7 protein-coding genes are annotated in these 12,806 nt (G+C 62.4%); 6 read left to right on the plus strand and 1 reads right to left on the minus strand.

Annotated elements, in window-relative coordinates; translation table 11 throughout:
• Positions 1 to 152: 152 nt before the first annotated feature.
• The 5 genes from hemW (at position 153) to ACMQ11_RS05175 (ending at position 10,656) form a co-directional block, all read left to right on the plus strand.
• Positions 153 to 1,268, plus strand: coding sequence for a radical SAM family heme chaperone HemW (gene hemW / locus ACMQ11_RS05155; protein ID WP_418991698.1), 1,116 nt, complete (start codon positions 153 to 155; stop codon positions 1,266 to 1,268).
• A 167-nt stretch (positions 1,269 to 1,435) separates the two neighbouring features.
• Positions 1,436 to 5,686, plus strand: a complete 4,251-nt coding sequence (gene glgP / locus ACMQ11_RS05160) for an alpha-glucan family phosphorylase (RefSeq protein WP_418991699.1) — start codon at positions 1,436 to 1,438, stop codon at positions 5,684 to 5,686.
• A 104-nt stretch (positions 5,687 to 5,790) separates the two neighbouring features.
• On the plus strand, positions 5,791 to 7,929 hold the full coding sequence (locus ACMQ11_RS05165) for a glycogen debranching enzyme N-terminal domain-containing protein (protein ID WP_418991700.1): 2,139 nt from the start codon (positions 5,791 to 5,793) through the stop codon (positions 7,927 to 7,929).
• Between the two features lie 174 nt (positions 7,930 to 8,103).
• Entirely contained in the window at positions 8,104 to 9,426 is a 1,323-nt protein-coding gene (locus tag ACMQ11_RS05170; RefSeq protein ID WP_418991701.1) for a glycosyltransferase family 4 protein, read from the plus strand.
• Positions 9,427 to 9,432: 6 nt separating this feature from the next.
• Positions 9,433 to 10,656, plus strand: a complete 1,224-nt coding sequence (locus ACMQ11_RS05175; protein WP_418991703.1) for a glycoside hydrolase family 57 protein — start codon at positions 9,433 to 9,435, stop codon at positions 10,654 to 10,656.
• Positions 10,657 to 11,351: 695 nt separating this feature from the next.
• Here the strand turns inward: ACMQ11_RS05175 and ACMQ11_RS05180 are convergent.
• Positions 11,352 to 11,714, minus strand: coding sequence for a winged helix-turn-helix transcriptional regulator (locus ACMQ11_RS05180; protein WP_418991707.1), 363 nt, complete (start codon positions 11,712 to 11,714; stop codon positions 11,352 to 11,354).
• A 167-nt stretch (positions 11,715 to 11,881) separates the two neighbouring features.
• Between ACMQ11_RS05180 and ACMQ11_RS05185 the strand changes: the two genes are divergently transcribed.
• Entirely contained in the window at positions 11,882 to 12,409 is a 528-nt protein-coding gene (locus tag ACMQ11_RS05185; protein ID WP_418991704.1) for a DJ-1/PfpI family protein, read from the plus strand.
• The last annotated feature ends 397 nt before the right edge of the window (positions 12,410 to 12,806 follow it).

Consider the following 12,806-nt stretch of genomic DNA (forward strand, 5'->3'; position numbering starts at 1 on the left):
AAGATTGTGCGGCCGAAAGGGGTCGGGTTCGGATTTTTTTCGTATATTTGGTAGATGCACCTCTCGCTGCGCACCCCTTTCGCCTGGGCGGAGCGGGCAATCCGCCGATCCGCCGGGACGACCGACGGAGAACAAACCGGGGTGCCTGACTTATGGCCGGAATTTACTTTCATATCCCTTTCTGCAAGCGCATCTGCGCCTATTGCGACTTTTACCGGAGCGCTTCGCTCGCGCGCATGGACGACCTGGTGGCCGCCCTCCACCGCGAACTGGAGGACCGCAGCGACTGGCTCCGTGGCGAGGCGGTCCGTACGCGCTATTTCGGCGGCGGTACCCCATCGCTCCTCGCTCCCGCTCAGATTCGGGCGTTGCTGGACCACGCCGGGGAACTTTTCGACTGCTCGTCGGTCGCGGAGACCACCCTCGAAGCCAACCCCGACGACCTCACGCCCGCGTACCTCGACACCCTGCTCGCAGCGGGCATCGACCGCCTTTCGATCGGCGTGCAGTCGTTCGACGACGCCTGCCTTCTGTGGATGAACCGCCGCCACACGGCCGCCGAGGCCGTCGAGGCCGTGCGCAACGCCCGGCGGGCCGGCTTCGGCAACATCACCGTGGACCTCATCTTCGGCGTGCCGGGCTTCGGCGGCGACTCGCTGCGCCGGACACTCTGCCAAACGCTCGAGCTGGGTGTGCAGCACATCTCGGCCTACCACCTGACCGTCGAACCCCGTACGACGCTGGGCCGCCGCGCCGCACGGGGCGAGTTCGCCCCCGTGGACGAGGCGGTCAGCGAGGAGGAGTTCCTCACCGTGCACCGTACGCTGACCGGAGCGGGATTCGAACACTACGAGGTTTCGAATTACGCCCTACCGGGATTCCGCGCACGCCACAACGCCGCCTACTGGCACGGCGCCAGCTACCTCGGCCTCGGCCCCGCGGCCCACTCCTACGACGGCGGCCGCGTGCGGAGCTGGAACGTCGCCTCCCTGGAGCAATACCTGGCCGGAGCGCCTGCCGAAACGGAAACGCTCAGCGACCGCGATCGCTTCAACGAATACCTGATGACGCGCCTCAGGACAGCCGAGGGCGTTGTCCTTGCCGAGGTCGAACACCTTTTCGGCCGCGAACGGCTCGCACGCCTGCTGCACGACGCGAAATCGTCGGTGTGTGCGCACACACTGCGCACCGAGGACGGACGCCTTGCGATCCCGCCCGAGCGGTTCCTCGTTTCGGACGCGGTGATCGAGGCACTTTTCGAAACATAACATGCGGCCTAACAAAGTGAAACTCAACCGGCAGTCCGCAATGTTAACTTATTCTTAAATTTTTTTATTAAATGAGAAGCGGGTTGTTTTATATAAATATAAGTGCTACCTTTGCACCCGGTTTACACCCCGATTCGTCGCGTAAATTAAAACAAGCTGAATAAAATATGAGTAATGCAAAACTGACTCCCGACTACCTGTTCGAGGTAAGCTGGGAGGTATGCAACAAGGTCGGCGGCATCCACACCGTCATCTCGACCAAAGCCCAAACCGCTACCCGCAAATTCTCGGACCGCTACGTGCTGCTGGGTCCCGACCTGCAACACGAGGGGGCCAACACGGAGTTCGAAGAGGACCCGACGCTGCTCAAGACGTGGCGCCAGAGCGTCTACGGCGAGGGCATCCGCATCCGCGTCGGCCGCTGGAAGATCAAGGGCGAGCCGCTGGCGATCCTGGTCGATTTCACCTCGCTCTTTCCGCGCAAGGACGAGATTCTCAAAAAACTCTGGGAGGACTACCACGTCGATTCGATCTCGGGCCAGTGGGACTACGTCGAGCCGGTCCTGTTCGGCTACGCCGCCGGCATGGTGATCGCCTCGTACGTCGACAATTTCTGCACCGCCACCGAAAAGGTCGCCGCCCATTTCCACGAGTGGATGACCGCGGCCGGCGGCCTGTACCTGCGCCGCAACGCCCCCTATGTGGCCACGCTCTTCACCACGCACGCCACCGTGATGGGCCGCTGCATCGCCGGCAACCGCCTCCCGCTCTACAACGACCTGACCAAATTCAACGCCGACGACCTGGCGCGCCAGTTCAACGTCACGGCCAAGCACTCGATCGAGAAGATGGCCGCCACCTACCACGACGCGTTCCTTACCGTGAGCGACATCACGGCCAACGAGTGCAAATACCTCCTCGGCCGCGAGCCGGACGGCATCACGCCCAACGGCTTCGAAAACGATTTCGTCTGGGCGGGCGAGGAGTTCGACGCCAAACGCGCCGAGGCCCGCCGGGCGATGATCTCGGTGGCCGAGGCCGCACTGGGCACCCGCTTCGCCACCGACCCCCTGATCATCGGCACCAGCGGCCGCTACGAGTTCCGCAACAAGGGGCTCGACGTCTTCATCGAGTCGCTCAAGGCGCTGGCCGCCTCGGACCGCCTCCAGCGCGAGGTGCTGGCCTACATCACCGTGCCGGCCGGCAACCGCGGCCCGCGGCTGGATTTGCAGGCCCACCTCGAAGACCCCTCGAAGCCCATCGACCCGGCGCAATACAAATTCTCGACCCACTACCTCGAAAATCCGGCCTGGGACCCCATCGTGGCCGCCCTGAACGGCTCGGTGCTCGCCGCCGACGACTCGAAAGTCAAGGTGATCTTCGTGCCGACCTACCTCAACCGCAACGACGGCATCTTCAACAAGGACTACTACGAACTGCTCTCGGGCATGGACCTCACGGTCTTCCCCTCCTACTACGAGCCGTGGGGCTACACCCCGCTCGAATCGGTGGCTTTCTCCGTGCCGACCATTACCACGACGCTCGCCGGATTCGGCCTGTGGGTGGACAAGCAGCGCGAACACACGGGCGTGGAGGTGATCCGCCGCGACGATTTCAACGACAAGGAGGTCATTGCAAGGATCGCCGACGCCGTGCTCCGCTTCAGCCTGCTCGACGAGAAGCACGTCGACGAGGCCCGCGTCTCGGCCTACGAGATTTCGGAGACGGCGCTCTGGGAGCACCTCTACGCCGCCTACGAGCAGGCCTACTCCGAAGCCATCGACGCCTCGATCCTGCGCACCAACCGCGCCGTGCTGGACGAGGGCGGCGCCTCGACCGAGCAGATCAATTTCGTGCGCCAGCAGCTCTTCGTCGAGAAGCCCAACTGGAACCGCATGATGGTCGACAAGACGCTGCCCCGTCGGCTGCACGCCCTCGAAGAGCTTTCGCGCAACCTCTGGTGGTGCTGGAACCCCGGCGCCCGCGACCTGTTCGAGGGGATCGATCCCGTGCTCTGGACCGCGTGCGACCGCAACCCGATCGCGTTCCTCGACAAACTGAGCGTCGAGCGGATGAAGAAGCTCGAACAGGACCCCGAATTCCTGGCGCAGCTCGACGCCGTCTACGCGCAGTTCAGCAACTACATGCACGAAAAACCGGCCGTCGGCGCCACGCGCATCTCCTATTTCTCGATGGAGTACGGCCTGCACTCCTCGCTGAAGATCTACTCGGGCGGCTTGGGCATCCTGGCGGGCGACTACCTCAAGGAGGCCTCGGACAAGAACGTCCCGATGGCCGCCGTGGGCCTCTTGTACCGCTACGGCTACTTTACGCAGCGCCTTTCGGCGCAGGGTGCCCAGGAGGCCACCTACGAAGCGCAGAATTTCTACAAACTCCCCATCTCGCCCGTGCGCGACGAGGAGGGCGGCTGGGTGACCGTGACCATCGCGTTTCCGGGCCGCACGCTCTCGGCCCGCGTCTGGAAATGCCAGGTGGGCCGCACGGACCTCTACCTGCTGGACGCCGACTACGAGGCCAACCTCGAGGAGGACCGCCAGATCACCCACCACCTCTACGGCGGCGACTGGGAGAACCGCCTCAAGCAGGAGATTCTGCTGGGCATCGGCGGCATCCGCGCCCTGCGGAAACTGGGCGTCAAGCACGATGTCTACCACTGCAACGAGGGCCACGCCGCGTTCATCGGCATCGAGCGCATCCGCGAGCTGGTCAACCACAAGAAGCTCTCGTTCTCCGAGGCGCTGGAGGTGATCCGCTCCTCGTCGCTCTTTACGACCCACACCCCCGTGCCGGCGGGCCACGACGCGTTCCCCGAGTCGATGATCCGCCAGTACATGGCCCACTACCCCGACGTGCTGGGCATCACCTGGGAGCAGTACATCAACCTGGGCAAGACCAACCCCAACGACCCCAACGAGAAGTTCTCCATGTCGGTGCTGGCGTGCAACCTCTCGCAGGAGGTCAACGGCGTGTCGTGGCTCCACGGCGAGGTGTCGAAAGATATTTTGGGCAACATGTGGCCGGGCTATTTCAAGAACGAGCTGCATATCGGCTACGTCACCAACGGCGTCCATTTCCCGACCTGGATCGCCTCGTCGCTGCGCAGGCTCTACTCGCGCTATTTCGCCGACGGATTCGAGGGCCACGTCTACAACATCCCGGCCTGGCAGAAAGTGCACGACATTCCGGACAACGAGCTGTGGCAGGAGCGCATGTACCTCAAGGAGAAGCTGATCCGTCACATCCGCCGCCGCTTCAGCGACCCCCGCGAGGTGCGGCTCGACTCGCCGCGGCAGATGATCCAGATCATCGAGGGCATCAAGCCCGAGGTGCTCACCATCGGCTTCGCGCGCCGCTTCGCCACCTACAAGCGCGCCTATCTGCTCTTTACGAACCTCGACCGCCTGGCGGCCATCGTCAACAACAAGGAGCGTCCCGTGCAGTTCATCTTCGCAGGCAAGGCGCACCCCAACGACAAGCCGGGGCAGGACCTGATCAAACGCATCGTCGAGGTGGCCGCCATGCCGCAGTTCGTGGGCAAGATCCTCTTCCTCCAGAACTACGACATGGAGCTCGCCCGCCGCATGGTGCAGGGCGTCGACGTGTGGCTGAACACCCCGACCCGTCCGCTGGAGGCTTCGGGCACCTCGGGCGAAAAGTGCGTGATGAACGGCGTGCTGCAATTCTCGGTGCTCGACGGCTGGTGGGTCGAGGGCTACAAGGAGGGCGCCGGATGGATGCTCCCCATGGAGCGCACGTTCGCCGACCAGCACTACCAGGACGAACTGGACGCCGAGATGATCTACAACACCATCGAGGAGCAGATCGCCCCCCGCTACTACGACCGCGGCAAGGACGGCATCCCCCACGAGTGGGTGGGTTCGGTCAAGCGCTGCGTGGCCGACATCGCCTCGAATTTCACCACCAACCGCATGCTCATCGACTACGAGGAGCGCTTCTACGACAAGCTGGCGGCCCGCAAACGCGAGATCGTCGAGGGCGGCTACAAGCTGGCCCGCGAGATCGCGGCCTGGAAACGCAAGGTCTCGGCCGCGTGGGATCAGGTGCGCATCGTCAACGTCGAGCGCGTGAAGATCGACAAGGAGGCCGTCTTCGTGGGCGAGAAATACCGCTTCGAGGTGACGCTCGACATCGCCAACCTCCAGCCCTCGGACATCGGCGTGGAGATGGTCATCGCAAAGCAGATCGTCCAGGGCCAGGCCGTGAACGTCATGCGCACGATCGACCTCGAGCGCACGGGCATCGAGGGGCACCTGGTAACCTACGCGCTGGACTACACCCCGGGCGAAGCCGGCACGTTCGACGTGGCCCTGCGGATCTACCCGCACAACGAGCACCTGCCGCACCGAATGGATTTCGCACTGGTAAAATGGGCTTAGGCGGAAAATAAAAAAAGTCGGAAAGGTAAAATTTTCAGCTATTTAATTGCCAGTATCTGAAAATTTCAATATCTTTATAGGACGAACCGAATTTTAAAAGCGATATGTCAGCATTAACTTTCGACAAAAGCGAACTGGGCAACCTGGAGTATTCGCTCCAGCGGGAAATGCTCTCGACGGACCGCATCGGCGGCTACATGTCAACGACCATCGTCTGTTGCAACACCCGCCGCTACCACGGCCTGATGGTGGCCCCGGTCGACGACAGCGGACACACCTACGTGCTGCTCTCGTCGCTCGACGAGACCGTCATCCAGCACGACCAGACGTTCAACCTGGCCCTGCACCGCTTCCGCGGCGTTTACGAGCCGCGCGGACACAAGTACATCACCGATTTCGAATATACGCCCACCCCCACGATCACTTACCGCGTGGGCGGCGTGATTCTGAAAAAGGAGATGCTCTGGATTCACAAGCGCACGCAGCTGATGATCCGCTACACGCTCCTGGACGCGCACTCCGAGACGCGGCTCCGTCTGCGCCCGTTCCTGGCGTTCCGCGACAAGCACGCCCTCACGCACGCCAACATGGCCGCCGACGGCCACTCCTATCCGGCCGTCAACGGCGTGAAATGCCGCCTCTACGGCGAATTTCCGTGGCTCTACCTCCAGACCTCGAAGCCCGGCACGGAGTTCGTACCCGCACCCGACTGGTACTACAATTTCGAATACCAGCAGGACCTTGCGCGCGGCTACGAGGGCCACGAGGACCTGATGACCACGGGTTATTTCGAGGCCGATCTGAAAAAGGGCGAAAGCATCGTCTTCTCGGCCTCGCTCGACGAGATGGGCTCGACGAAGACCATCGAGGAGGTGTTCAACGCCTCGATCGCCCGCCGCACGCTCAAGATCGATTTCATCAGCTGCCTCGAGCACTCGGCACGCCAGTTCGTGATCCGCCGTCCGGGCGAGCGGACGGAGGTGATCGCGGGCTATCCGTGGCACGGGGTCTCCGGGCGCCAGACGTTCGTCTCGCTGCCGGGCATCACCCTCAGGCAGAACCACAAGGAGGACTGCATCGACGCCCTCGACACCCAGGTGCGGGCCATGCGCGACGGCATGTTCACCGGCTCGGCATCGGCCGCTGCGGCCGCCGACGCACCGCTCTGGTTCTTCTGGACGCTCCAGCAGCTCGAACGCCACGTGGGCGGAGCCGAGATCTGGAAACGCTACGGCAAAGCGATGAAAGAACTCCTCGAGAGTTACCGCCGCGGGGTGGCCGGACGTGTCCGGCTCGATGAGAACGGCCTGGTATGGGCCTCGTCCGACGAGCACCCGATGACGTGGATGAACTCCATGCTGGACGGCAGGGCCGTCACGCCGCGCAACGGCTACCAGGTCGAGGTCAACGCACTGTGGTACAACGCCCTGTGCTATGCGCTCGAACTGGCGCGCCAAAACGGCGACAAGGCTTTCGTCAAAGCGTGGGAGAAAGCGCCCGCACGCACGGCGGCTTCGTTCAACGCCCTCTTCCGCCTGCCCGAGGGTTACCTGGCCGACTACGTGGGCGCGGACGGCCCCGATTCGTCGATCCGTCCCAACATGATCGTCGCCTGCGGCCTGAAATACAAGATGCTCGACACGGAGACGCAGATCGAGGTGATCCGCACCGTGCGCCAGCACCTGCTGACGCCCAAGGGATTGCGCACGCTCTCGCCGCGCAACCCCCTTTACAGGGGTTCGCAGGAGGGCTCGCCCGCCGAGCGCGATTTCGCGGCCAAGAACGGTTCGGTCTGGCCCTGGCTGCTGGAGTTCTACGTCGCAGCATGCTTCGACATCGACGGCGACGGCTTCCTCATGCAGGCGCAGGAGATCCTCGCCTCGTTCGAGGAGGAGATCCAGACCTACGGCATCGGTTCGATCGGCGAACTGTTCGACGCCGACCCGCCCTATGCGCCGCGCGGCGCCATTTCGCAGGCGTGGAGCGTGGGCGCCGTGCTGGACATCCACGGCATGATCCGCGAACGGGAGCCCAAATCCGCACCGGCAGCCCCGAAGAAAGTGGCGGCCAAAAAGGACGCTGCGACGGCAGCCGGAAAAGCCGGAGCCGCAAAACCGGCCGCCGCGGCCGGCGCCGCGGCCAAAGCCGCCAAGCCCGCAGCAAAGGGTGCCGCGAAGCCCGCGGCCAAAGCGACCGCCCAAAAGCCCGCTGCGAAAAAGGAGAACGGAAAAAAGACTAAATAGAGAATCAGCCCGGGCGCATCGTGTGAAGGTTGTACGGTGCCGAATGGCAAGCCCCTCCGTAAGGGAGTGGTTTGGGGTGGGGTCAGAATTGCAAACACGGCGGAACGCCGTGCAGCGAGGAGGACCGGGAGCGCTTCAGGCAGCAAACAAAAAGAAAAACAAATAAGGTAAGTTATGAGAGTTTTAATGTTCGGTTGGGAGTTTCCGCCCCACATCGCAGGCGGCCTGGGAACGGCTTGCTACGGCATGACCCGCGGACTGGCGCGCAACGGCGTCGACGTGACGTTCGTGGTGCCCCATGCCTACGGCGACGAGGACCAGCGGTTCACCCACGTGGTGAATGCCAGCGACGTAGAGGCCCTGTACGGCTCGACAGGCAGCGGCGCAGACGACATCCTGGAGAAAATGTCGTTCATCCATATCGACTCGAACATGGTGCCTTACATCTCCCCCGAGGAGTACGACGCCTACCACGAGCAGTACGTCAAGACGGGTCAGACCACCTGGTCCACGACCGACGCCTGGAAACAACGCTACACCTTTTCCGGCAAGTACGGCGCCAACCTCATGGAGGAGGTGGCCCGCTACGCCGTGGTCGCCGCCCAGGTGGCCAGGGACCTCGACGGACAGTTCGACGTGATCCACGCCCACGACTGGCTGACCTACTACGCCGGCATCGCCGCCAAGCGCGTCTCCGGCAAGCCGCTGGTCGTCCACATGCACGCCACGGAGTACGACCGCTCGGGCGAGAACGTCAACACCCAGGTCTACGCCATCGAGCGCGCCGGCATGCACGCCGCCGACCGCGTGATGGCCGTCTCGAACCTCACGCGCAACATCGTCATCAACAAATACGGCGTGCCCGCCGAGCGGGTCGTCACGGTCCACAACGCCGTGCGCTTCGCCGAGAACTCGCCCGCCGCACCCGAGCGGGGCGTCCAGGACAAGATCGTCACGTTCCTGGGCCGCATCACCTACCAGAAAGGTCCCGACTACTTCGTCGAGGCGGCCGCCAAGGTCCTCAAGCGGGTACCGGACGTGCGCTTCGTCATGGCCGGCTCGGGCGACATGATGAACCACGTCATCCGCCGCGTGGCGCGGCTGGGCATCGCCGACCGCTTCCATTTCACGGGCTTCCTGCGCGGCGAGGACGTACACAAGATGTTCCAGTTGTCGGACGTCTACGTCATGCCTTCGGTCTCGGAGCCGTTCGGCATCTCGCCGCTCGAAGCCATGCGTTCGAACGTCCCGGTCATCATCTCCAAGCAGAGCGGCGTGGCCGAGGTGCTCGATTACGCCGTCAAGGTCGACTACTGGGACGTGGACGCCCTGGCTGACGCCATCTACGGCCTGATCAAGTACCCCGCCCTGTCGGGCATGTTCGCCTCGAAAGGGCTCGAAGAGGTCACCAACCTCAAGTGGAACGACGCCGCGGCCAAGATCAAAACGGTCTACGAAGAGGTGATCGAAGAGAATAAGAACAATCAAAACAAATAAGCTCCTATGAAAACCGTCTGCTTATACTTTCAGGTTCACCAGCCCTGGCGTCTGAAGAAATACCGTTTCTTCAACATGGGCAAGGACCACAGCTACCTGGACGACCTGTTGAACCGCTCGATCATGCAGAAAGTCGCCCGGCAATGCTACTTGCCGATGAACGCCCTGCTTTTGAAACTCATCAAGGAGAACAAGGGCAAGTTCCGCTGCTCGTTCTCGATCACGGGAATCGCCGTCGAGCAGTTCGGCGCATTCGCGCCCGAGGTGCTCGATTCGTTCAAGGAGCTCGCGGCCACGGGATGCGTGGAGTTCCTGGCCGAGACCTACTCCCACTCGCTGGCGTCGCTGGCGTCGAAAGAGGATTTCCAGGAGCAGGTCAAGTTGCACACCGACCTCATCAAAAAGGAGTTCGGCCTCAAACCCACGGCGTTCCGCAACACGGAGCTGATCTACTCCGACGAGATCGGCGCGATGGTCGCCTCGATGGGCTTCCGTACGATGCTGGCCGAGGGAGCGAAGCACGTGCTGGGCTGGAAATCGCCCAACTACGTCTACGCCAACGCCATCGACCAGAAGCTGCGCCTCTTGCTTCGCAACTACAAGCTCTCGGACGACATCGCGTTCCGCTTCTCGAACCGGAGTTGGGACGAGTGGCCCCTCACGACCGACAAGTACGTCAAGTGGCTCGCGTCGGACGAGACGCCGGGCGAGGTCATCAACCTCTTCATGGACTACGAGACGTTCGGCGAGCACCAGGCGGCCGACACGGGCATCTTCGAATTCATGAAAGCGCTGCCCAAGGCGATCCTTGCGAAGAAGAGCGGTCTGGAGTTCGCCACCGTGAGCGAGGCGGCCAAGAAGCACCAGCCCGTCGCCGTGCTCCACTGTCCGCACGTGATGTCGTGGGCCGACGAGGAGCGCGACGTAACGGCGTGGCTGGGCAACGAGTTGCAGAACGAAGCGTTCTCGAAACTCTACGCCCAGAAAGAGAAAGTCGCGCAACTCAAAAATCCCGATTTCGACTACGTGTGGAGTTTCCTCCAGACCTCCGACCATTTCTACTACATGGCGACCAAGTGGCTCTCGGACGGCGACGTGCACTCCTATTTCAACCCCTACGACTCGGCCTACGACGCCTTTATCAACTACATGAACGTCCTCTCGGATTTCATCATCGAACTGGACAAGGCCGTCGCGGCCAAGGCGGCGAAGAGTGCCAAGGCGAAATAGATTGGCATACGGACTGCAAAAAGCCCGGTGTGTGCGCACACACCGGGCTTTTTCGTGTTCCGGCCGGAAGCGGGCGGGCGCAATGAATCCCGTTTCCTCGCTTAGTCGAGGGGGTGGTGCTCAAGCCCGGTCTGAAGCGGTCCCCGAACCTGACGAAAGATGGTCCCGAGCCTGACGAGGGGTCGCAGGGAAAAACACCGGATAGGCCCGACACTTCTCGACGGAGCCTGAGGATCGAGAATAAAAACCGAATAACATTTCGAGCCCCGAGCAGCGGTCGCAGATATATCTCATCCTCGATCCTCGAGCTCCGTCGAGAGGTCGCATGCAAATTCAGAATTCGTAATCCACGTCATTCCGAACGGATGCGACGATTCTTCCGCTGATTCCCATAGCATGTCGCTGGCGCTTCGTCGGAGGGCAGATCACTTTTCACCTTTCATCTGTTTGCGGGCCGCAGCCAGCGGCGGGCAAATCGGGCCCGAGGCACGGTGCAGCCCTCCGCATCCGGGAGTTGCGGGCTGCCCCCGCCAAAGGCGGCGAGGGCAAAACAAGTAGCGGAAGATTCCCCGCGCAAGGCTCGGAATGACAATATCGATTGCGACCCTTCGACTGAGCTCGGGGGTCAGGGAAGAGTGCTTGCGACCCCACGACATTGCTCGGGAATATTCGAAACACCTTTCACCTTTCACTTTTCACCTTGAAAGAGCCCTGCTTTTTGTTCGGTCGGAAAGGATGGCCTCCAGGTTGTCCCCGGCCCACTCCACCAGCGCGTCGATATGCGGCAGCAGGCTCTCGCCGCGCTCCGTCAGACGGTACTCCACGCGGGGCGGCACCTCGGCATGGAGCTGGCGGGCGACCAGGCCGTCCGCTTCGAGCGTCCGGAGCGTAACGGTCAGCATCCGCTGCGAAATATCGGAAAGAGAGCGCTGAATCGCACTGAAACGCATCACCCCGTTGGCGTGAAGCGTCAGGAGCACCAGCAGCGACCACTTGTCGCCCAGGCGGCTCAACACCTCGCGGATCGGGCAGCGGCCCGTCGGGGAGAAATCGTGCAAAATTTTTTCGTGTGCCATCGGCTTGGTTTTCAACAAAAGTTACCGGGCGGTAACATGGTCACCTCGGGGTGCGTTCTTGTTTTCGTCCAGATTTCGTCGTACATTTGTACACAAAGATAAGAAAGTTATCTTTAGTAACCGTTCGTTTCACTAAAAAATTCAATCGCATGGCAAAGAAAGTAGCCGTTCTGGCCGTCGATCCCGTCAACGGGATGGGGCTGTTCCACTATTTGGAGACATTCTACGAAAACAAAATCCCGTTCGAACTCTTCGCCGTGGCCCCGACGCCGCAGATCCGCACCAACTCGGGCGTGCCGCTGTCGGCCGGGGGAACGATCGCCGATCTGAAAGGCCGCGAGGCGGAGTTCGACGCCGTGGTGTTCGCGTGCGGCGACGCCGTGCCCGTCTTTGCCAGCCACGCATCCGAGCCGTGGAATGTCGCACTGATGGAGGTGCTGAGTGCATTCGGCGCTTCGGATAAACCGATGATCGGTCACTGTGCGGCAGGATTGATGTTCTCGTTTGCAGGGGCCGCAGCCGGGATGCGGGTCGCCGTACATCCGCTGGCCAAGGCCGCCGTACAGGGTCCCCTCGCCACGGACGCCCCGGTCGAGATCGACGGCAATTTCTACACCGCGCAGGACGAGCACGCCCTGCCGGCGTTGCTGCCCAGGGTGGTCGAGGCGCTGAAATAGCGTACAAAGGCTGCGGGCGGGCAGGCAGTGCATGCACCGCTCACCTGCGATAAGAGTAGGTGGCTGCCGGCCGCCGAACGGCCCCGCGAGTTCGGGTCGCATTTTCGGGATCGCCCTCTCTTGCGGCCACAAAAAAAGGGCCTGCCCGGTGCAGCCATCACGGCGCCGGGTAGGCCTTTGAACTATTTGGACGAGGGTTTCGGAACCTCCTGCGCGGTTGTCCGTCCGAAGCGACGGTTTCTTGAGCCGAAGCCGCAAGACCGAGGGTTTCACCGTGTACACGACTTCCGTTCATCGTGCACAACCCGCGGCTTGTCGGGGGAGAAGAGGGAGGCGGCCCGAGGCCGGCATCCGGTGTACGACGCGGATCGCTGGATGGGCGATGGCCGCGAAGACC

Origin of the sequence: Alistipes sp., from assembly GCF_048465575.1 — a bacterium.
Taxonomy (GTDB): domain Bacteria; phylum Bacteroidota; class Bacteroidia; order Bacteroidales; family Rikenellaceae; genus Alistipes.

Coding starts and splice junctions, on each gene's coding strand:
- hemW (WP_418991698.1), top strand. CDS start 153: ATGGCCGGAATTTACTTTCATATCCCTTTCTGCAAGCGCATCTGCGCC.
- glgP (WP_418991699.1), top strand. CDS start 1,436: ATGAGTAATGCAAAACTGACTCCCGACTACCTGTTCGAGGTAAGCTGG.
- ACMQ11_RS05165 (WP_418991700.1), top strand. CDS start 5,791: ATGTCAGCATTAACTTTCGACAAAAGCGAACTGGGCAACCTGGAGTAT.
- ACMQ11_RS05170 (WP_418991701.1), top strand. CDS start 8,104: ATGAGAGTTTTAATGTTCGGTTGGGAGTTTCCGCCCCACATCGCAGGC.
- ACMQ11_RS05175 (WP_418991703.1), top strand. CDS start 9,433: ATGAAAACCGTCTGCTTATACTTTCAGGTTCACCAGCCCTGGCGTCTG.
- ACMQ11_RS05185 (WP_418991704.1), top strand. CDS start 11,882: ATGGCAAAGAAAGTAGCCGTTCTGGCCGTCGATCCCGTCAACGGGATG.